Source organism: Aquificaceae bacterium, from assembly GCA_037481935.1.
Taxonomy (GTDB): domain Bacteria; phylum Aquificota; class Aquificia; order Aquificales; family Aquificaceae; genus Pampinifervens.
The window spans coordinates 226,678-246,043 of the sequence record JBBFKQ010000002.1; the positions used below are offsets into that span (position 1 = coordinate 226,678).

General features: G+C 48.7%; 20 protein-coding genes and 1 tRNA gene. 11 read left to right on the forward strand and 10 right to left on the reverse strand.

Annotated elements, in window-relative coordinates:
• Positions 1-2,331 (forward strand): translation initiation factor IF-2, encoded by a 2,331-nt coding sequence (gene infB, locus WHS43_03015; GenBank protein ID MEJ5338609.1) that lies wholly within the window; start codon positions 1-3, stop codon positions 2,329-2,331.
• A complete protein-coding gene (locus tag WHS43_03020) occupies positions 2,298-2,948 on the forward strand; it encodes a 7-carboxy-7-deazaguanine synthase QueE (protein ID MEJ5338610.1) in 651 nt (216 codons plus the stop codon). Before infB ends, WHS43_03020 begins: the two co-directional genes overlap by 34 nt.
• On the opposite strand, the gene WHS43_03025 is transcribed toward WHS43_03020, so the two are convergent.
• From WHS43_03025 to WHS43_03035, 3 genes are all read right to left on the reverse strand, one after another.
• A complete protein-coding gene (locus WHS43_03025; GenBank protein ID MEJ5338611.1) occupies positions 2,905-4,125 on the reverse strand; it encodes an N-acetylmuramoyl-L-alanine amidase in 1,221 nt (406 codons plus the stop codon). The genes WHS43_03020 and WHS43_03025 overlap by 44 nt on opposite strands.
• Complete coding sequence (locus WHS43_03030) at positions 4,097-5,746, reverse strand: ATP-binding protein (protein MEJ5338612.1); 1,650 nt, start codon at positions 5,744-5,746, stop codon at positions 4,097-4,099. Before WHS43_03030 ends, WHS43_03025 begins: the two co-directional genes overlap by 29 nt.
• Positions 5,747-5,770: 24 nt before the next feature.
• Positions 5,771-5,842: transfer RNA gene (locus tag WHS43_03035), tRNA-Gly, on the reverse strand.
• Between the two features lie 20 nt (positions 5,843-5,862).
• Between WHS43_03035 and hemB the strand changes: the two genes are divergently transcribed.
• From hemB to WHS43_03055, 4 genes are read left to right on the forward strand one after another with little or no spacing between them, the layout of a single operon-like run.
• A complete protein-coding gene (hemB, locus tag WHS43_03040; protein ID MEJ5338613.1) occupies positions 5,863-6,846 on the forward strand; it encodes a porphobilinogen synthase in 984 nt (327 codons plus the stop codon).
• Positions 6,846-7,370 (forward strand): Uma2 family endonuclease, encoded by a 525-nt coding sequence (locus WHS43_03045; GenBank protein MEJ5338614.1) that lies wholly within the window; start codon positions 6,846-6,848, stop codon positions 7,368-7,370. The genes hemB and WHS43_03045 overlap by 1 nt, the downstream gene beginning before the upstream one ends.
• The gene (locus tag WHS43_03050; protein MEJ5338615.1) at positions 7,357-7,875 is read left to right on the forward strand and encodes a Uma2 family endonuclease; all 519 of its coding nucleotides are present in this window, start codon (positions 7,357-7,359) and stop codon (positions 7,873-7,875) included. Before WHS43_03045 ends, WHS43_03050 begins: the two co-directional genes overlap by 14 nt.
• A complete protein-coding gene (locus WHS43_03055) occupies positions 7,872-8,201 on the forward strand; it encodes a hypothetical protein (protein ID MEJ5338616.1) in 330 nt (109 codons plus the stop codon). The genes WHS43_03050 and WHS43_03055 overlap by 4 nt, the downstream gene beginning before the upstream one ends.
• On the opposite strand, the gene hemC is transcribed toward WHS43_03055, so the two are convergent.
• The 4 genes from hemC to gatA form a co-directional block, all read right to left on the reverse strand.
• Positions 8,192-9,103 carry a hydroxymethylbilane synthase gene (gene hemC, locus WHS43_03060; GenBank protein MEJ5338617.1) on the reverse strand — a complete coding sequence of 304 codons (912 nt, stop codon included), beginning with the start codon at positions 9,101-9,103 and terminating at the stop codon, positions 8,192-8,194. The genes WHS43_03055 and hemC overlap by 10 nt on opposite strands.
• The gene (gene aspS, locus WHS43_03065) at positions 9,103-10,896 is read right to left on the reverse strand and encodes an aspartate--tRNA ligase (GenBank protein ID MEJ5338618.1); all 1,794 of its coding nucleotides are present in this window, start codon (positions 10,894-10,896) and stop codon (positions 9,103-9,105) included. Before aspS ends, hemC begins: the two co-directional genes overlap by 1 nt.
• A 215-nt stretch (positions 10,897-11,111) precedes the next feature.
• On the reverse strand, positions 11,112-11,279 hold the full coding sequence (locus WHS43_03070) for a nucleotidyltransferase domain-containing protein (GenBank protein ID MEJ5338619.1): 168 nt from the start codon (positions 11,277-11,279) through the stop codon (positions 11,112-11,114).
• A gap of 36 nt (positions 11,280-11,315) precedes the next feature.
• Entirely contained in the window at positions 11,316-12,755 is a 1,440-nt protein-coding gene (gene gatA / locus WHS43_03075) for an Asp-tRNA(Asn)/Glu-tRNA(Gln) amidotransferase subunit GatA (GenBank protein ID MEJ5338620.1), read from the reverse strand.
• A gap of 17 nt (positions 12,756-12,772) precedes the next feature.
• Between gatA and WHS43_03080 the strand changes: the two genes are divergently transcribed.
• Genes WHS43_03080 through WHS43_03100 form a run of 5 tightly spaced genes read left to right on the forward strand, consistent with a single transcriptional unit; the run spans position 12,773 to position 16,629 of the window.
• A complete protein-coding gene (locus WHS43_03080; protein MEJ5338621.1) occupies positions 12,773-13,411 on the forward strand; it encodes a class I SAM-dependent methyltransferase in 639 nt (212 codons plus the stop codon).
• Positions 13,412-13,443: 32 nt separating this feature from the next.
• Complete coding sequence (gene dnaJ / locus WHS43_03085; protein MEJ5338622.1) at positions 13,444-14,583, forward strand: molecular chaperone DnaJ; 1,140 nt, start codon at positions 13,444-13,446, stop codon at positions 14,581-14,583.
• Positions 14,580-14,963 (forward strand): helix-turn-helix transcriptional regulator, encoded by a 384-nt coding sequence (locus WHS43_03090; protein MEJ5338623.1) that lies wholly within the window; start codon positions 14,580-14,582, stop codon positions 14,961-14,963. The genes dnaJ and WHS43_03090 overlap by 4 nt, the downstream gene beginning before the upstream one ends.
• A 9-nt stretch (positions 14,964-14,972) precedes the next feature.
• Positions 14,973-15,458, forward strand: coding sequence for a cation:proton antiporter regulatory subunit (locus WHS43_03095; protein ID MEJ5338624.1), 486 nt, complete (start codon positions 14,973-14,975; stop codon positions 15,456-15,458).
• 1 nt (position 15,459) lies between these two features.
• On the forward strand, positions 15,460-16,629 hold the full coding sequence (locus WHS43_03100) for a cation:proton antiporter (protein ID MEJ5338625.1): 1,170 nt from the start codon (positions 15,460-15,462) through the stop codon (positions 16,627-16,629).
• Here WHS43_03100 and WHS43_03105 read toward each other — a convergent pair.
• From WHS43_03105 to WHS43_03115, 3 genes are read right to left on the reverse strand one after another with little or no spacing between them, the layout of a single operon-like run.
• Complete coding sequence (locus tag WHS43_03105) at positions 16,544-17,206, reverse strand: lysophospholipid acyltransferase family protein (protein MEJ5338626.1); 663 nt, start codon at positions 17,204-17,206, stop codon at positions 16,544-16,546. The genes WHS43_03100 and WHS43_03105 overlap by 86 nt on opposite strands.
• Positions 17,203-18,525: a M23 family metallopeptidase gene (locus WHS43_03110; protein ID MEJ5338627.1), complete on the reverse strand. Its 1,323-nt coding sequence runs from the start codon at positions 18,523-18,525 to the stop codon at positions 17,203-17,205. Before WHS43_03110 ends, WHS43_03105 begins: the two co-directional genes overlap by 4 nt.
• Positions 18,522-19,247 carry a 50S ribosomal protein L11 methyltransferase gene (locus WHS43_03115; GenBank protein MEJ5338628.1) on the reverse strand — a complete coding sequence of 242 codons (726 nt, stop codon included), beginning with the start codon at positions 19,245-19,247 and terminating at the stop codon, positions 18,522-18,524. Before WHS43_03115 ends, WHS43_03110 begins: the two co-directional genes overlap by 4 nt.
• Positions 19,248-19,366: the final 119 nt, after the last annotated feature.

Sequence of the window (19,366 nt, forward strand, 5' to 3'; positions counted from 1 at the left end):
ATGGGAAAATTGAGGGTTCAGGATGTGGCAAAGGAGCTTGGTGTTCCGGTCAAAGAGGTAAGAGAAGTTCTAAAGGGTTGGGGAATAGATAAGGGGAATTTTGCCTACCTTGATGATGAGGAATTGCAGATAGTTTATGACCATTTTTCAGTTTCTAAGGAAAAGGTAGTGGAAAATGGAGGCATCACAACCGAAGTCAGGGAGGAAGCCATAAGGGTTTCTGAACCACCAAGGGAAGAAAAGCAGGCACCACAAAAAGAAAAAGAAGAGAAAAAATACAGGGACCAGAAGCAGAGAGATTACAGGCCTTATGAACAGAAGGCAAGGCAGCCAGCCAGGGAAGCACCCCTCGCAAAGAGAGAAAGAGTGGAGGAAAGAGAAAAACCACGCAGGGCTGAGGAAAGGAGACCTTTCCCCCCAAGGGTTCCGGCACCACCACCCATGCCCCCACCCCGTGAACAGAAGGTGGAAGAAAAAGCCCAGAAGCCACAACCCCAGCCTAAGGAAAGGCTCAGCAAGGGAGAGGAGCAGATATTGAAAAAACTCCAGCAGCAAATAAAAAAGGAAAAGAAGGAAGAAAAAGAAGAGGAAATCAAAATAGTTCAGATTCCTGAAGTGGTTACAGTAAGGGAACTTGCTGACCTTCTCAGAACCCCACCCAATCAGATAATGGCAGAGCTCCTCAAAAGGGGAATTCTCGCCACCATAAACCAGACAGTTCCCTCAGATGTTGCCCTCCAGGTGGCTGAGGCTCTTGGCTTTCTTGCGGAGATAAAGTCAGAGGAGGTAAAGGAAGAGGAGGTGGAAGTTCCAGAGGAAGGTGGAGAGCCAAGACCTCCTGTGGTGGTTGTTATGGGCCATGTGGACCATGGGAAAACAACCCTTCTTGACACCATAAGAAAGACCAGAGTGGCAGAAAAGGAGAAGGGTGGCATAACCCAGCACATAGGTGCTTCCGTGGTAGAGATGCCTGATGGCAGGAGGATAACCTTTCTGGACACACCGGGTCATGAAGCCTTTACCTCTCTCAGAGCAAGGGGTGCACAGGTTACAGACATTGCGGTCCTTGTGGTTGCCGCAGACGACGGCGTCATGCCACAGACGGTAGAGGCCATAAACCACGCAAAAGCTTTCAACGTTCCAATAATCGTGGCAGTTAACAAGATAGACAAGCCCGGTGCAGACCCACAGAGAGTACGGAGGGAGCTGTCCGAGCTTGGTCTCATACCTGAAGAATGGGGCGGTGATACAGTCTTTGTGGATGTGTCTGCAAAAACTGGTCAGAATGTGGACGCGCTTCTTGAATACATACTTCTGATGGCGGATATCCTTGAGCTGAAAGCAAATCCCAACAAACCGGCAAAGGGCACCATAATAGAATCCAAGCTTGATAAACAGAGGGGTGTGGTGGCCACTGTGCTGGTGCAGGAGGGAACGCTTAAGCTTGGTGATATATTTGTGGCGGGAACTACCTATGGACGTGTTAGAGCCATGTTTGACGACAGAGGGAGAAAACTCAAAGAAGCAGGCCCATCAGTAGCAGTTGAGGTGCTTGGCTTTGAAGAACTGCCCATGGCAGGCGACCAGCTGAAAGTGGTTGAGGACGAAAAAACTGCCAGGCAGATAGCGGAACAGAGAAAGCTCAAGAAGGAGCAGATGGAAAAGGTTTCAAAGGGTTTTGTGCTTGAGGAGGTGTTCAAAAAGATTCAGGAAGGGGAGCTCAAAGAGCTAAAGCTCATAGTCAAAGCTGATACCGTTGGTTCTCTGGAAGCTCTTAAAAAATCCTTCTCAGAGCTTTCCACACCAGATGTCTCTGTAAGAATAATACATGGAGACGTGGGCGGCATAACGGAGAACGATGTGATGCTTGCCAAGGCAAGCGGTGCTATCATAATCGGCTTCAACACAAGACCCGACCTGAAAGCTAAAGAGACGGCAGAGGCGGAAAAAGTGGACATAAGGCTGTATGGCATCATATACGAGGCCATAGAGGATGTGAAGAAGGCCCTTAAGGGCATGCTGAAGCCGGTGGAGAGGGAAGTGATTCATGGCTCTGCGGAGGTGAGAGCTACCTTCAAGATAAAGGGTGCAGGGACAGTTGCTGGTTGTTATGTGCTTGATGGCAAGATTCTCAGAAACGCAAGGGCAAGGCTCATAAGGAACGGCGTTGTTGTCTTCGATGGCAAGATAGAGGGGCTTAAGAGGTATAAAGAAGATGTTCAGGAAGTGGCAAAGGGTTTTGAGTGTGGAATAAAGCTTAAAGATTACAACGATGTAAAAGTTGGTGACATAATAGAATGCTACGAAGTGAAGTTAGAAAAGCCTCAGTAAGCATAAACGAGATATACCCCAGCATACAGGGAGAAGGGCTTCTCCTTGGAACACCCAGCCTTTTTATAAGGATTCAGGGATGCAATCTGAGGTGCCCCTGGTGTGACCAGCCCTCTGCCCTGGCTTTTAAGAAGGAGAGTTATGTGAGTCTTGAAGAACTTCTGCACACTGTTGAAACATACTCTCACAGGCATGTGGTCATAACAGGTGGAGAACCCTTTACTGAAGAAGCTCTTCCTCTGCTTATAAAAGAACTTTTAAAGAGGGGGAAATCTGTGCAAATAGAAACAAACGGCACGCTATGGCAGGATGGCCTTGAGGAGGTTGCCACAGAAATACACATAACGTGCTCACCCAAGGCGGTAGCAGGTTGGGACGTGCATCCAAAGATAAGGGAATATGCAAGAGAGCTCAAGTTTGTGGTGGACCAGGAGCTCAATTCTGGGGTCATTCTTCAGTTCAGAGAGTTTCTACAGAAGGGAGTGGTGGTGCTTCAACCAGAAGGAAACAAAGAAGCCTTTCTCCAGAAGGCTCTTGATATACAGCTAAGCCTGATGGGGATGGGTTATCAGGTCAGGGTTGTTCCACAGGTGCATAAGCTTCTCGGGCTGAAGTGACTTTCTGAGCCTCAGGGAAGAAGTATTCTGAAATTGCAAGGTACAGGGCTTTTGCAAAGCTTTCCTGAAAGTCCTGGTCTGACATCATAAGGGCCTCCTGCGGGTTTGTCATGAAGCCCACCTCTACAAGCACTGATGGTATGCCGGGAGTCTTGAGCACAGCAAAGCCAGCCCTCTGGATGCCTCTGAAGTGCACATCTCTGCCAAGCTCCCTTCTTACAACTTTAACAAGTCTCTGTCCAAAGACAACGCTCTCGTTCAGCGTCACGTCCATAGCAAGGTCTGCAAGCACAGTTCTGGCAGATGTGGGTATGTCGTCCCTTCCGAAGACGAGGCTTGCGTAGCTATGATTGTTGACTATCTGCTGACGCCTTTTCTGTGCAGCTTCTGAGGATATGGCAAAAATGGTCGTTCCTCTTGCTTCTGGCGATCTCTGGGGATGGGCATCTGCGTGTATGCTTACAAAGAGGTCTGCCCTGTTTCTCAGGGCTATGTTTGCCCTTTCCTGAAGTGGCACAAAGGTGTCATCTCTGCGCGTCATTATCACCCTGAACCTTCCATCCTTTTCAAGATAATTTGCAAGTCTTCTGGCTATGGCAAGCACCACATCCTTTTCCTTTATGTTCATGTATCCTATAGCTCCAGGGTCATGCCCTCCGTGTCCGGGGTCAACCACCACAACCCTTCTCTGGGTTATAACCTGACCCCTTTTCACCTCGTTAACCAACCTCTCTCTTGTTGGAGTTACATCCGCATTGCGCAGAATTCTTATAAAGGCAGGGTCTATTATCTCTATAAGTTCATCCTTTTGCTCCGTCTTTGCCAGCCCCTTCTCTTTGGTATTGCCTGCGTATATATCTATCACAATCCTGAAGGGTTCCTGAAGTGAGAAGGCTCTGATGTCTTCAAAGTTTCTCTCAAAGACTATTCTGGTGCCCCATGGATGTTTGCCAGTGCGCGCCTGCATGCTGGCAGGAAGATTAAGATTTACATTTTCCATAATGTCCACCACTACCCTTCTGGGGTTTTCAAGGGTGTAAACCTTATAGTCTGCCTTTCTGTCCAGCTGGAGGACTATACGTTCCTTTTCTGGATACTTTCCCACCCTGACCAGAGCTGTCTGAGAAAAACCAAGGCTCACAAACAGGCTAAAAATTACCAAAATCCTCAGGAACATGAACCTCCTCCTCCACCTCAGAATACCTGGTCGCCCATGCGGGCTTTGGAAACCTAACTATCATTGGATTGGGTATATCAGGCTGGTAGAGTATCATGGTGCCCTTTTTGAGCATTATTGCCCTCTGCCTGAAGTTTCCTGTGAGATACTCGTATTCCTTGCCAAGCACCTCACTGGAGTCCATCCTTCCCAGCACTTTCAGAGCAGAGTTTGCCACCACCCTTTTTTCCACCTCGCTTGCTGTCTGCTGGGCACCTATGAGTATCACACCAAGGCTCCTCCCTCTCTCTGCAATGTCCAGCACCACGTCCTTGATTGGACTCCAGCCCTCCTTGGGTGCATACTTGTTAAGTTCGTCAAGAACCACAAAAACTTTAGGGTAGGGTTTTCCTATATTTTCTTTCTCTCTGAAAACCTTTTTCAGTATTGAACCCACCACAAACATCTTACCTATACTATGAAGACCGCTTATATCCACAACTGATAGCCTGTTCTCTTCCCATCTGGGAGGACTTGAGGACTCCCTGATGAGCCTTCCCACATGCATGCACGCCCTGCTGAACCTTCTGAAAAAGGCGTAGGCTGTCTGGGTCTGGGCATCCCCAAACCAGCTTCTGTATAGCTCGGAGCTTTTGTTCTGCTCCTTGTCCCTTATGGCTTCTTCAAGGCGGTTTTCAAGGTCAGACAGACTTTCAATATCCCTTGAAAATTCATCCAGAAGCCTTCCGGGAGGGCTGTTCTGAGCTAGGGCGTAGAGCTTATTGGCTACTCTATCGATTACATAGTGTATGTTGGAAACCCCTTCCTCGCCCTCTGTAAACATGAACCTTATAAGACCTTCTTCTGCAAACTCCCTGATGCTCCAGTAGAAAGGGGAAACATTTCTGTCGAGCCTTTCACAATCTGGGGTGTGAGGGTCATGGTTAGAAGGTTGCACATAGAATTTCACATTTCTAAAGGGCTCAGCCCTGAGCCCCATAGCCTCGTAGACTCTCCTGCTCTCTTCGTCAAGGGTTTTGTTTTTCTTGTCAAGCCAGAGAAGGTCCTTTCCCTTAACGTTGAAGATTATCCCGTGAACCCTGTCCCTGTCCCCTGCCTTTTCAAGGATGGAATAGAGAAGAAAAAGGGCGTAGGAGGTCTTTGTGGCTATGCCGGACATGCCCGATATGCTCACATGGGCACCTTCCACACCGTTTATGAAGTTGTAGTTTACATAGACCACGTTTCCGTTTCTGTCCACTCCCGCGGGTATTTTTTCCTTCATCTGGTCGTAGTAGAGAGCCTTTTCAAATTCTTTTCCTCTTGCCCTGTAGACCGCGTCCCCTGGAGAAGGAGGTGCAAAGACCTCAGGTTCTATCCTGGTCATGTTTACCTTTGCCACATAGGCTACGTTTACCGGAATTACTCCCTTGCTCACAAGGTGGGCGTCATACACAAACTCTGCACCCTCAAGGAACTTGTGAACTTCGTTCACGATGCCGTAATACTTGACCCTCTGACTCCCCACAAGGCTTTCTACATACAGCACATCGTCCAGCTGAACCACCTGACCCTCTTCCACACCAATCCAGAACTCTAAGGGGCTTATGGGCTCTGTGCCAAGAACTATACCCACCCTCATGCATAAAAATATAACACTTTCAAAAGCGGGCGACGGGAATCGAACCCGCGACCTTCTGCTTGGGAAGCAGACGCTCCACCACTGAGCTACGCCCGCTATGGTATATATTATATCCCATGGAGTTTCCAAAGCTAAGACCACGAAGGCTGAGAAAGAACGAGAACATAAGAAGGCTCATAAGGGAAACAAGGCTGACGCTGGATGACCTGATATATCCCATTTTTGTCCGATACGGTCAGGGTATAGTGGAAGAAGTGCAGAGTATGCCCGGCGTATACAGGTATTCCCTTGACAGGGTGGTGGATGCGGTAAAGGAGGTCAGAGACCTTGGAATTCCCGCCATAATCCTCTTTGGCATTCCTGAGCACAAGGACGAGGTGGGCTCAGATACATGGAGCGATGAGGGAATAATCCAGAGGGCTCTCAGGCTCATAAAGAAGGAAGTGCCGGACATGTATGTGATTACCGATGTGTGCTTTTGTGAATACACCACCCACGGACACTGTGGGGTGCTACACGAAGGAGATGTGCACAACGACCTGACACTGGAAAACCTCAAAAAGCAGGCGGTTTCGCATGCTCAAAGCGGTGCGGACATGCTTGCACCATCGGGGATGATGGATGGTATGGTAAAGGCTATAAGGGAGGCTCTGGACTCTGCGGGCTTTGAGAGTGTTCCCATAATGGCATACTCCGCCAAGTTTGCCTCTGCCTTTTATGGACCTTTCAGGGAGGTTGCGGAGTCTGCACCTGCCTTTGGAGACCGCAGAAGCTACCAGATGGACCCGGGCAACGCCAGAGAAGCCCTCAAGGAGGTTCTGCTGGATGTGCAGGAGGGTGCAGACATTGTAATGGTAAAGCCCGCACTGGCATACCTTGACATCATAGCAAAGGTCAAAGAGCACACCCTTTTGCCCGTGTGTGCCTACAACGTGAGCGGTGAGTACGCCATGATAAAGGCGGGTGGAAGGCTGGGCTGTATAGATGAGAAGAGGGTCATGATAGAGACACTCCTGTCCATAAAGCGTGCAGGTGCAGACATGATAATTACCTACTTTGCAAAGGATATAGCCCAGCTCATAAACAGAGGGGAGCTCTGATGGGTCTGGCTGAGAAGTATCCCGTTCGCTATACAGTAGAAGACTGGAAAAGTTGGCAGGGAGACTGGGAACTGGTAGAAGGCATACCCTATGCAATGGCATCGCCAAGACCGATAAACCAGTATCTTTTACTTGCGATTGGGGAACTGCTTAGAAGAGCTCTCAGAGAGTGCCCAGAATGCATAGTTTACGCAGAGCTTGACTGGTATGTGTCCTATGAGACGGTTATAAGGCCTGACCTCATGGTGCTGTGCGGAGAGATTCCTGAAAGGGTAGAAAGACCTCCAGAAATGGTTGTGGAGATAGTTTCACCCTCTAGCAGGCAGATGGATGAAGGGCTCAAGTTTGAGCTCTGCGAAAGGGAAGGTGTAAAGTATTTTGTGTTGGTTTATCCCGATGAGAAGGAGGTTAAAGTTTTTGAGCTTTCTGGGGGTAAATACAGAGAAAAGATGGACAAGAGATTTAGCCTTGGCAGGTGTGAGGTTGAGATAAATTTTAAGGAGGTCTTCGGTGGGTCTGGCTGAGAAGTATCCCGTTCGCTATACAGTAGAAGACTGGAAAAGTTGGCAGGGAGACTGGGAACTGGTGGAAGGCACACCCTACGCCATGGCTTCGCCAAGGCCTATTAATCAAAGAATCCTCATTGTTATTGCACTTCTTATAGAAGAGGTTCTCAAGGATTCATGCCCCAGTTGCCTTGTTTACGCAGAGCTTGACTGGTATGTATCTTATGACACAGTAATAAGACCAGACTTGATGGTGTTGTGTGGAGAAATACCAGAGAAAGTTGAGAGTCCACCAGAACTCGTTTTAGAGATAGTTTCACCCTCCAGCAGGCAGATGGATGAAGGGCTCAAGTTTGAGCTTTATGAAAGGGAAGGCGTCAGATACTTTGTGCTGGTTTATCCAGATGAAAGAACTATAAAGGTTTTTGAGCTTGTGGAAGGTAGGTATAGAGAAAAGGAAGACAGAAAGTTTAGCTTTGGAAGCTGTGAGGTGCAGATAAACTTTGAGGAGGTCTTGAGGTGAGATTTTACGGCATAGCCTCTGAAGAGAGAATTTTAGAGATAGTTGAAAGAATAACAGATGGTGTCTGGGTCTACGAGGATAACGGCAAAAGGGAAGAGCTTGATGTGGAAGGTGCTAAGAAGAAACTGCTTGAGCTTGTCAACATGGTAAAGGGCTGGAAAGAGGAAAGCAGACATATACCGGCGGGAACGACCTTTTTCTTTGTAAGCACCCCAGAAAGTCCTCAGGCTGTAAAGGTTTACGACCTCTCATCTCTTGGCTGTTCCTCAAGCCTGAGCCCCGCACGCTGGAAAGTTTACAGAAAAGAACTGGAAGGTCAGCTCTGAAGGTAGATTTCCCTGAGTATATCTCCACCCCCCTCTTCTAAGAGCTTTCTGGCAAGTTTTATACCTATCTGCTCAGTCTCCTCAGGTTTTCCTTCTTCCATACCCTCCAGAAAACGCCTTCCCTCAAGGTCAGATATGAAGGCTCTTAGCCTGAGCTTTTCGCCTTCAACCCATGCGTATGCACCTATGGGCACCTGACAGCCCCCCTGAAGCTCCCTCAGAAAAGCCCTCTCACACTCAGCCCTGAGCCTGCTCTCTTTGTGGTCAAGGAAGGCTATGGCTTTGAGAACATCGACGTCGCTTTCCCTTACCTCAATGGCAAGGCTTCCCTGACCCACCGCAGGTATGAAGTCCTCCAGTATCTGGGTTATTCTGTCTTCCAGACCCATCCTTTTTACACCTGCATAGGCAAGCACTATGGCATCATACATGCCTTCTTCTAGCTTTCTGAGCCTTGTGTCCACATTACCCCGCAAGATTTCTATTTTCAGGTCGGGTCTTTTTCTCTTTATCTGCACCTGCCTCCGGAGGGATGAGGTGCCAAGGACTGCACCCTCCGGTAGCTCAAAAAGGGTTTTCCCTTCCCTTGATATAAGCACATCAAAGGGGTTTTCTCTTTCAGTTATGGCTCCAAGCGTAAGACCTTCTGGCAGCGTCATGGGCACATCTTTGAGGGAATGAACCGCAAGGTCTATCTCACCTCTCAAGAGAGCCTCCTCTATTTCCTTGACAAAAAGTCCCTTTCCACCAACCTTTGCAAGAGGTGCGTCCAGAATTTTGTCTCCGGTGGTGGTTATAAGAACCAGCTCAACAGTATGACCTTTCTCCTGGAGTTTTTGCCTTATAAAGTTTGCCTGCCAGAGGGCAAGCTTGCTCTTTCGTGTGCCTATGCGTAAATGCATTACTCTATCACCCTTATGTGCAGTTCCTTAAGTTGCCTCGGCTCCACATAGTCTGGAGCGCCTGTAAGTGGGCATATGCCCTTCTGAGTCTTGGGAAAGGCGATAACATCCCTTATAGAGTCCAGTCCTCTCATTATGGCAATGAGCCTGTCAAGCCCAAAGGCAAGCCCTCCGTGGGGCGGAGCACCAAAGCGAAGCGCCTCCAGAAGAAAGCCAAACTTTTCTCTTGCCTCCACTTCAGGTATTTCAAGCAGTCTGAAGACCAGCTCCTGAAGCTCTCTTCTGTGTATCCTGACGGAGCCTCCGCCCACCTCATAGCCGTTTATAACAAGGTCGTAAGCCCTTGCCTTTACCGAGTGGACAAGCCCCTTTTTCTCCTCAAGGTCCTCCACCTGCAGAGCCTTCTCAAGAAGGGGTATGTCTTCTTCCCTTGGTGAGGTAAAGGGGTGATGCAGAGATAAAAACCTCTTCTCCTCCTCGTCCCATTCCATCAGGGGGAAGTCCACCACCCAGAATATATCAAACTTGCTCTGGTCTATGAGGTTGTATTTCTTTCCCAGATGTAGCCTGAGGTTTCCCAGTATTCTGTAGACCATATCCTTCTTGTCTGCAGAGAAGAATACCACATCCCCGGGCCGTGCCTCTACTCTCTCAAGCAGTTTGCCTGTTTCTTCCTCTGAGAAAAACTTTACTATGGGAGAGTTGAGTCTTCCATCTTCAACCTTTATCCATGCAAGCCCCTTTGCACCAAGGCTCTGCACAAACTGGGTAAGCTCATCAATCTCCTTTCTGGATAGGTCAGAGCCTTTAAAGTTTATCGCTTTTACAACACCCCCTGCCTCTATAGCCTGACGGAAGACCTTAAAATCTGTATTTTTGAAAATATCTGTCAGGTCTACAAGCTCCAGACCAAACCTTCTGTCTGGCTTGTCCGAGCCATAGCGTTCCATTACTTCCTGGTATGGTATCCTGTCAAAGGGCATTTTTAGCTCAACCCCAAGAAGCTCCCTGAAAAGCTCCGTTATGAGCCTTTCGCTGAAAGCCATAACATCCCCTTCCTCCACAAAGGACATTTCAAAGTCTATCTGAGTAAACTCAGGCTGGCGGTCAGCCCTGAGGTCTTCGTCCCTCAGGCATTTTACGATTTGAAAATACCTGTCAAAACCGGCGACCATCAGAACCTGTTTGAAAAGCTGTGGAGACTGGGGCAGAGCGTAGAACTTACCCGGATGAAGTCTTGAAGGCACAAGAAAGTCCCTTGCACCTTCGGGTGTGGACTTGGTCAGGAAGGGCGTTTCCACCTCTACAAAGCCCTCTTCCACAAAGACTTTTCTTACCGTCTGATATGCCCTGTGCCTGAAAAGGAGGTTTTCCTTCATGCTCTCACGCCTGAGGTCCAGATACCTGTATCTCAGCTTTGTTTCTTCCGACAGGTGCGTCTCCTCATCAACGGGGAAAGGAAGGGTTTCTGAGGTGTTGAGAATTTCCAGTTCTTCAATCACCACCTCGTAGTTTCCCGTCCTTAGCCTCGGGTTTTCTGTGCCCGGCGGTCTCCTTCTTACCATGCCCCTTATGGCCACCACATACTCAGACCTCAGACTGTCCGCAAGCTCGTACACCTGCGGGTTTGTCTTTTCTTCCACCACGCACTGTACTATGCCCTCTCTGTCTCTAAGGTCTATGAATATTACGCCTCCATGGTTTCTTATGCGGTGAACCCATCCGTTGAGGATAATCTCCTTTCCTAGGTCTTCCTCTGATACGTGCCCGCAGTATCTGGTGCGTTTAAGCATAAAGAAGTATTTTACAGCAGGTTTTTCTGAATATAGAACCTCCACGCCTTTTCCATGTCACCGAGTCTGAGCCTTTCATGAACTGGAAGTGTTTCCTTCTCACTCAATCTCTACCGCCTCCGCAGTCAATCTTTCAAAGGTCAGACTTCTCTCTTCCTGCATAAGCTCTTCCTCGAAGATAACAGCACAGAAAAGGGAAGTCCTTACTCTCTTGATTAAGAGAAAGCCACCTCCAGCACCCTGTCCTCAACCTCGGCCTTTTTAAAGGGAGGAAGCACTACAAGGTCAAGGTCTGAGTAGGCATCAGAAAGCCCCTTTGCATAAGAGCCAAGGAGAAAAAGACTCACAGGAAGTCCAAGCTCTCTCAATGTCTCTTTTAAAATCCTGAAGCACCTGTCTGATACCCTTCAGGAGAAGTTTCACAGTTCGGGCTCCAGCTCGTAGTGCCTGTAAAGGCTTTCCCACCAGTAAGAGACTCTCAGAAGTGTTGCCTCGTCAAAAGCCTTCCCTATGAGCTGTCCTCCCACCGGCAGACCCTCTGACAAACCTATAGGCACCGATATACCCGGAAGCCCTGCAAGGTTTACGCTCACGGTGAAGATGTCAGAAAGATACATGGCTATGGGGTCTGAAGTTTTCTCTCCAAACCTGAAGGCAACAGTGGGGCTCGTGGGGGTGGCGATTATGTCCACCTTCTCAAAAGCTCTTTCAAAGTCCTGAGCTATGAGCCTGCGAACCTTCATGGCTTTGAGGTAGTAGGCATCGTAATAGCCTGCAGAAAGGGCAAAGGTGCCAAGGAGTATCCTCCTCTTTACCTCCGGTCCAAAGCCCTCGTCTCGGGTTTTAGCATACATCTCAAAAAGGTCTTTATACTCTCTTGCCCTATATCCGAACCTTACTCCGTCGTAGCGTGCAAGGTTGGAAGAAGCCTCCGAGGGTGCGATTATGTAGTAGCAGGGAATGGCATACCTCACATGGGGCAGGGAGACTTCTTCTACATGCATGCCTTCTTTCTCCATCTCCTTTATGAAGTTCTCAAAGGCACTTCTGACGCCTTCTTCCAGACCATCCTGCAAAAACTCCCTTACCACCCCAACCCTCAGACCCTTTACCTCTTTTCCAAGCTCCTGCATATAGTCGGGCACTGGTTTTTTTGCACTGGTGGAGTCTCTGGGGTCGTACCCTGCTATAACCTGCAGTATGAGGGCAATGTCCTCGGTTCTTCTTCCAAAGGGTCCTATCTGGTCAAGAGAAGAGGCAAAGGCAACAAGCCCGTATCTGGAAACCCTGCCGTAGGTGGGCTTGAGACCTATGACCCCGCAGAAGCTGGCAGGCTGGCGTATGGAACCCCCTGTGTCCGAGCCAAGGGAAAGGGGAGCTGAGCCCACCGCAACCGCCACCGCAGAACCACCGGAGGAACCACCAGGCACCCTCTGAAGGTCCCAGGGGTTTTTTGTGGGGAAATAGGCAGAGTATTCGGTAGAAGAACCCATGGCAAACTCGTCCATGTTGGTCTTGCCTACTACGAGAGCTCCGGCTCTTCTTAGCCTCTCAATGACTGTTGCGTCGTAGGGGGAGACATAGCCCTGAAGTATCTTTGAGGCACAGGTGGTGGGATAGCCTTTTATGTTTATGTTGTCCTTTATGGCTATGGGGATGCCCGCAAGGGGCATATCTTCTCTTGTTTCAAGTCTCTTTGCCTCCTCCAGAGCCTGGTCGTAGAGAGGCGTGATGTAGGCTTTTACTTTCTCCTCTGTCTTCAAAAACCTTTCGTAGAAGCTCTGAAGGAGCTCTTCTGGCTTTATCTCTTTTCTCTTTATGAGGGAAACAAGCTCAGCCACAGACTTTTTCCACAGCATGATTTATAGTTTATCATATGCACCTATTTGACCTTTATTCAGAAAGGTATGACAGCTGGTACGACCTTCCTTTTGGAAGCTCTGTCTTTAGCCTTGAGGTGGAGTGCCTTAAAAAGCTCTTTCTTTCAGATGGCCCCTCTCTTGAGGTGGGTGTGGGCAGTGGTAGGTTTGCACAGGCTCTTGGAGTTCAGTATGGTGTTGATACCTCTCTGAATCTTCTGAAGAAGGCAAAAGAGAGGGGTGTAAGGGTGGTCAGAGCGGGTGCGGAGAAACTGCCTTTCAGGGACAGAACTTTCCACGCTGTCCTTATAGTGGTTTCCCTGTGCTTTTTTGAAAAGCCCCTTGAGGCTCTTCTGGAGGCGAGGCGAGTGCTAAAAGACAGTGGCATACTCCTTCTTGGTCTTGTGCTTTCTGAAAGTCCATGGGCAGATTTTTACAGGCAGAAGGCTGAGCAAGGGCATCCACTTTACTCTGTGGCAAGGTTCTACTCCTTTGAGGAGATAAGAAATATGCTTTCAAGAAGTGGCTTTAAAATCTCAGGAGTTTTGACCACTCTTTTTGAAGAACCACAGGACACAAAGCCAGTAAGAAGCAGGGAAATAAGGAATGGACTTTATGAGAAGGGCGGTTTTTTCTGTATATCCGCTACCCCTTGAAATTTGACAAAAGTTGACTAAAATCTTTTAACATGGCTCAGTCAGCAAAGAGGGATTATTACGAGGTGCTGGGCGTTCCAAGGAACGCAACGCAGGAGGAGATTAAGAAAGCCTACCGCAGGCTTGCCAGAAAGTATCACCCAGACTTTAACAAAGACCCCGACGCTCAGGAAAAGTTCAAGGAAATAAACGAAGCCTATCAGGTGCTATCAGACCCGGAAAAGAGAAAGCTCTACGACCAGTATGGACACTCTGCCTTTACCGCACAGGGTGCTGAGCAATACCAGGATGTGGTCTTCCAGAATGTGGGCGACCTCTTTGAGGAGCTCTTCAGGGGCTTTGGCTTTGAAGACATCTTTGAAAGGGCCACAAGGGGCAGAAGGCGTGAGCAGAGAAGACCTGCGAAGGGTGAAGACATATACCATACAGTTGACCTCAGCCTTGAAGAGGCTTACAGAGGCACTGTGGTGAGCATACCACTTGTTAGGGAAGTTGCCTGTGATGCCTGTGGAGGAAGCGGATACGACAGGAGCAAGGGTGAGAAGGTATGCCCCACATGTGGTGGAAGGGGTGAGGTAGTTCAGAGGCAGTTTTTCATGACCATAGCCCAGACATGCCCCACCTGCAGAGGTGAGGGTGTAATAAGAGAGACCTGCCCCAAGTGCAGGGGTAGGGGCACCCTCCCCCAGAGAGAGGAAGTGAAGGTAAAGATTCCTCCGGGCGTAGATACTGGCAGCAAGATACTTGCGGAAGGGAAGGGCAATGCAGGCATGTTTGGAGGACCACCCGGGGACCTCATCATAACCGTCAGGATAAAGCCCCATCCTGTATTTGAGAGGAGGGGTAACAACCTTTATGTGGATGTGAACATAAAGCTCACAGAGGCGGTCCTTGGGGCAGAGCTTGATGTGCCAACCCTTGAGGGTAACACAGTCAGGGTGAAAGTTCCCGCAGGCGTGAGGGAAGGAGACACCATCAGGGTCGAAGGCTATGGAATGCCAAGGCTAATGTCAGAGGGTAGAGGAGACCTCTTTGTGAGGGTTCACATAGATGTTCCAAAGCTGGGTTTTATGGACAAGCTTTTTGGCGATGGGAAGAAGATAAAACAACTCCTTGAAGAACTTGACAGACTTCTACCTGAGCCAGAACGCATAAGGGAGAGGCAGGCATGAAGAAGGAAAAAACCAGACTCTACACCATAGGAGTTGTTGCCAGCATGTTCAACATACATCCACAGACACTCAGGCTTTACGAAAGGGAAGGCCTCATAAAGCCCACAAGGAGCAAGGGCAGGACAAGGTATTACACGGAAGAAGACATAGAAAGGCTTGAGTTCATTCTCACACTCAGCAGGGACCTTGGAGTAAACCTCGCAGGTATTGACATAATCCTCCGCATGAAGGAGCAGATGGAAGAGCTTGAAACACAGGTGCAGAAGCTCATAGAGTTCATACAGAGGGAAGTTTCAGAGCTTTACCAGAAGGATGAAAACATAAAGTCCATAGTCCTGGCAGAGAGGAGAGACATACTCAAGTCAATAAAGAAGCAGTAAAATAACTCTATGGAGATAAGGGAGACAGACCTTCCAGGCATAGGCAAGAAGTATTCCATGAGCCTCAGAGAGGGTAGGGAGCTCGTGCTGGTCATATACAACACAGGCAAGAGGGAAATATACCTGATGGAGGAGGAGGAAACTGCCTGCGTTTTTGACCTTACGGAAGAGGAGGCAAAGGAGCTGGGTTTCCTGCTTGCAGGAGCCCTATACCAACCCATCAAGGCGGACAAGATGGAGCTTATTCTAAAAGAGGTGGTGATGGAGTGGGTAAGGATAGAGACCGGGTCAAACTTTGTAAACAAGACCATAGCTGAGCTTCAGATAAGGAGAACGACGGGTGTATCAGTCATAGCCATAGACAGAAAGGGAAGAATCATACCCAGCCCAGACCCTTATAAGGAAAGGATAGAGCTTGGGGATATCCTCATCGTGGTGGGCACCCGCCCTCAGATAAACCACCTTTTAGAACTCTGCGGAAGGTGTAGCACGTAAGATGCACAATCCACAGGATTTTATGCTGGCAGGGGGAGTTTTCCTGCTACTGTTTTTTTCCGCCTTTCTCCTCTCAAAGTTAAGGGTTCCCTACATAGCATCTTTCATGCTTGCTGGGCTTCTGGGCAAGTTTTTTCTACCACACAGGGCGGAGGGGGTGCTCCTTATATTTGAATACTCTGCGGTCATACTCTTGTTATTTTTCATAGGGCTTGAATACTCCTTTGAGAGACTGGCAGGTATGAAAAGGGTGCTCAGGCCAGGGCTTTTTGACCTTCTTATCAACTTTCTGCCCGTCTTTTTCCTTTCCTACCTTTTCAGCAAAGATTTTCTTTTCTCACTGGTTATGGGTGCAGTGCTCTATCCCAGCAGCACCGCCATAACTGCAAAACTTCTCATGGACTACAAGAGGCTTGTAAACCCTGAAGCTGAGCTCCTTATTGGTGTTCTCATATTTGAGGACCTGGTGAGCATAGTTCTGCTCTCCATGCTTACTGGCTTTACTCTGAGTGGGGACCCGGATGTGATAAGCCTTTCAAGAGGAATCCTCGCGGTGCTAATGTTATTCTTCCTTTTCTATCTTATAAGAAGTCCTTCTGAAAGGCTTTTTGACCTTGTGGACAGAAAGGTGGATGAGAATCTGATACCCTTCATGGTTCTTGGTTTTCTGCTCCTGTCTGCGGGCTTTAGCCTGAAGTTTGGACTTTCTGATGCTCTCATAGCCTTCATGCTGGGGGTTCTTGTTCCAGAAAAGAGCAGGGTTTTTCATGTAATAGAAAAATCCCTTTCTGACCTGAAGGACCTGTCTGTGGGAGTTTTCTTCTTTATGTTCACCTTCCATGCAAAGCTAAGCCTTGACTTTGACCTGTGGCTTCTTGCCCTTTTACTCCCTTTCTCGCTACTTTTCAAGCTAATTTCCACATACTGGGGAGCAATCTCCTATGGGCTCAGTAAGAGGGTGGCAGTCAGGGCTGCTCTTTCCTTCCTTCAGAGGGGGGAGTTTTCTGTGATATTTGCCAGCTTCTATCAGCCCGTTCAGTCTCTCGCCTTTCTGCTTGTTCTCTTTACTGCCCTTGTGGGCAGTTTCAGCTTTCTTTTAGCTCCATGGCTTTCTCAGAGGCTTTTCCCAAAGAGAGAAAAGAAAGGACCTCTTCCAGCTCCTCCCTCTTAGACTCTGTGCTGTCCTCAGGAAGCACCCATATGGGATTGCCAATTTTTACCCTTGCCCTTGAGAAGGGAAGTGGTATGGTGAGCCTGTCCCATGTGTTTAGCCTTATACGCCAGCTGAGCTCCACATATACAGGGATTATGGGCACGCCAGTCTTCCGGGCAAGGAGAATTACACCACTCTTCGCCTTGCCGTATGGACCCTTTGGTCCGTCAACGGTTATAGCCACCGTGTTACCATCTCTGAGGAGTTTTATCAGCCTCAACAAACCAACACTACCACCCTTTTGAGGCTTTCCTTCCTCGCTTGAGCCCCTCACCACCCTGTAACCAAGACTGAGGAGAAACCTTTCCGCAATATCTCCATCCCTGAACCTGCTCACCAGAGCGTATATGCCCCTGTCTATCCCTAGCATAGCCACACCCAGGGCATTGCCGTGCAGAAGGGCTATTATCTTCCCTTTATACAGTTCGTAGTCTATCCTCCTTTCCCAGCGTATGGTCTTGTGGATTAGCCTGAGGAGGAAGGCTACAAGGGGTGCCAGAAGGACAGAAAGGCGGTGCTTTAACTTTTTTCTCATTTTGCGTCCAAAACTGACATAATGCTATTGCGTATCCACCTGCTGTCAAGCCACTCAATGGGGTTCACTTCATAGCCCTGCAAAAGCACTCCAAAGTGAAGGTGGTCTCCCAGAGCAAGGCCCGTAGCCCCTGTCCTTCCTATCACTTCTCCCTTCTTCACATATTGTCCTTCCCTCACATGAACTTCAGAAAGATGTCCATAAAGGCTCATAAGCCCCATACCGTGGTCTATGACCACCGTGTTTCCGTATATGCCAAGATTGCCTGTAAAAACCACAATACCTGAATTGCTTGCCGGCACAGGTGCCCTCTCCACAGAAGCAAAGTCAAAACCCATGTGTCTGCTCTCGCTCACCTTCTGCCCCTGATAGTAGTAATGCCTTATATCTCCATAAGTGGCGAACACCTTGCTGTTAGGAAGCTGAAGGAAGGCACCTTCCCAGAGAACCCTCGGTTCGCTCTTCTTTCCGAGCTCTGCAAGCTTTCCCACATCCCTTGACCTCCACACCTCGTTCACCTTTCTGAAGGCCTCAAGAGGTTCAAGACCCTTACCCTCCTCCCCGAGAAGGGGATAAATTGCCCTGTTTATAAAACCATCGTCAAGATTAATCCTGTCCTCACGAAACATTGCTCCTCTTATTCTTAGGCTGAGATTCTGAAAGGCAGCATTCCCAGCCCTGTCCTTAAAAACTACAGAGAGATTACCTGTCTCTGGAAGGTCAATCCTGAGGGGGAAAAGCCCGACGTAATAGCCATCTCCCACTGGATAAAGGCTATACTGGAAGTTTCCCAAGCTCACATGGGCGCTGCCCTCTTCTTCTGCCTTTATCTTTATGGCACCAGTGCCTCCAAGAAGGGGTGAGGATGTGTAAGAAAGCACTCTGAACCTTGGTGGCACCGTATCCACAAGGGCATCAAGCCTGTAGCTCCTTCCCTGAAGGAAGCCTGAGGAAACCTCCAGAAAAATCTTTGCACTTCCATCTTTGAGCCCTGCCCTTTTTGCGTCAAGTGTGAAGCTAACCTCCCTTGAAGGCTCAGAGAGCTTTGCCGCGTATATTTCTTTTCTATGACCATCCTGTTCTGCGTAGAGCCTTAACTCTCTTACTGGTCTGTCTGCCTCAAGCCTGAAGGTTTTCTGGAGTGGTATAAGTGAAAGGGATTTGAGGCTTTCCTCAGAAATCTGCGGTCTTCCCCCTGTGTAGAGAAAGAGAGTGTAAAACATTATGAGAAGAAGGGCAAAAAGGGCAATCCTTCTTATTAGCCTTATAAGGCCAGTCCTTCTCTCCCTTCTGTCCTCCAGCCTGTATCTGTATCTCATGGCCTTACCACCACGCAATACCAGTTTTCCAGCTTCTTTATTTTAGCAGGCTTTAGCCCCAGAAACTCAAGAAAGGCCTCAAGTTCCTCTTTTCCAAAGAGACCGGAGAATATGCCCACCTTTGTGTATAGGTTATTAATATGTGGAATCTCTCTCTTAAATATTTCCAGCTCAAGGTTTGCCACAAGCATATCAAACTTCTCCTTTACATCCGCCGGTCCAGCCTGCACGCAGTTAACTTCAACGCAATTTTCCTCTGCGTTGTGTCTGCACTCTTCCACAGCCACCGGGTCTGTGTCTATGGCAAGAACCCTGCCAGCGCCGAGCCTCTTAGAGGCTATTGCCAGTATACCGGTGCCAGTTCCCACGTCCAGCACAGACCAGCCATGTTGAAGGTATTCCTGAAGCATCTGGAGACACAGGCGCGTTGTGGCATGAAGCCCAGTGCCAAAGGCAGCCCCCTGCCTCACCACCACAGGCTTTAGCCAAGAGGGAAGAACCATTATGTTCCCTATCCTTTTTGCCCTGAAGGCTCTCTCCGGCGGTATTATTTCCACCTCAAAAACCTCTACAGGCTCAAGACCCTCATAGGGTTCATAAAGTGCAAACTCCACAAAGGATTCACCCTCTGCAAGGACCTCCACGCCCTTCCCGTATTCTAAAAGGAACTGGTAGAAGTCCTCCGGCTGCAACCTGTAGACATACTTAGTGTGTGTCTTCATATGCTTTTAATTATAGTATTGGAGCTCTTGGGGGAATTATATTAACCCGAGTTGCAAGTTATAAGAAATTATGGTAAAAAAAAGCTCCCCATGGAAAACCCATAGGGAGGATTAAGATG

Bases quoted from the DNA above. Each gene is read 5' to 3' on its own strand.
- infB (MEJ5338609.1), top strand. From the start codon at position 1: ATGGGAAAATTGAGGGTTCAGGATGTGGCAAAGGAGCTTGGTGTTCCG.
- WHS43_03020 (MEJ5338610.1), top strand. From the start codon at position 2,298: ATGCTACGAAGTGAAGTTAGAAAAGCCTCAGTAAGCATAAACGAGATA.
- WHS43_03025 (MEJ5338611.1), bottom strand. From the start codon at position 4,125: ATGTTCCTGAGGATTTTGGTAATTTTTAGCCTGTTTGTGAGCCTTGGT.
- WHS43_03030 (MEJ5338612.1), bottom strand. From the start codon at position 5,746: ATGAGGGTGGGTATAGTTCTTGGCACAGAGCCCATAAGCCCCTTAGAG.
- hemB (MEJ5338613.1), top strand. From the start codon at position 5,863: ATGGAGTTTCCAAAGCTAAGACCACGAAGGCTGAGAAAGAACGAGAAC.
- WHS43_03045 (MEJ5338614.1), top strand. From the start codon at position 6,846: ATGGGTCTGGCTGAGAAGTATCCCGTTCGCTATACAGTAGAAGACTGG.
- hemC (MEJ5338617.1), bottom strand. From the start codon at position 9,103: ATGCATTTACGCATAGGCACACGAAAGAGCAAGCTTGCCCTCTGGCAG.
- aspS (MEJ5338618.1), bottom strand. From the start codon at position 10,896: ATGCTTAAACGCACCAGATACTGCGGGCACGTATCAGAGGAAGACCTA.
- gatA (MEJ5338620.1), bottom strand. From the start codon at position 12,755: ATGCTGTGGAAAAAGTCTGTGGCTGAGCTTGTTTCCCTCATAAAGAGA.
- WHS43_03080 (MEJ5338621.1), top strand. From the start codon at position 12,773: ATGCACCTATTTGACCTTTATTCAGAAAGGTATGACAGCTGGTACGAC.
- dnaJ (MEJ5338622.1), top strand. From the start codon at position 13,444: ATGGCTCAGTCAGCAAAGAGGGATTATTACGAGGTGCTGGGCGTTCCA.
- WHS43_03090 (MEJ5338623.1), top strand. From the start codon at position 14,580: ATGAAGAAGGAAAAAACCAGACTCTACACCATAGGAGTTGTTGCCAGC.
- WHS43_03095 (MEJ5338624.1), top strand. From the start codon at position 14,973: ATGGAGATAAGGGAGACAGACCTTCCAGGCATAGGCAAGAAGTATTCC.
- WHS43_03100 (MEJ5338625.1), top strand. From the start codon at position 15,460: ATGCACAATCCACAGGATTTTATGCTGGCAGGGGGAGTTTTCCTGCTA.
- WHS43_03105 (MEJ5338626.1), bottom strand. From the start codon at position 17,206: ATGAGAAAAAAGTTAAAGCACCGCCTTTCTGTCCTTCTGGCACCCCTT.
- WHS43_03110 (MEJ5338627.1), bottom strand. From the start codon at position 18,525: ATGAGATACAGATACAGGCTGGAGGACAGAAGGGAGAGAAGGACTGGC.
- WHS43_03115 (MEJ5338628.1), bottom strand. From the start codon at position 19,247: ATGAAGACACACACTAAGTATGTCTACAGGTTGCAGCCGGAGGACTTC.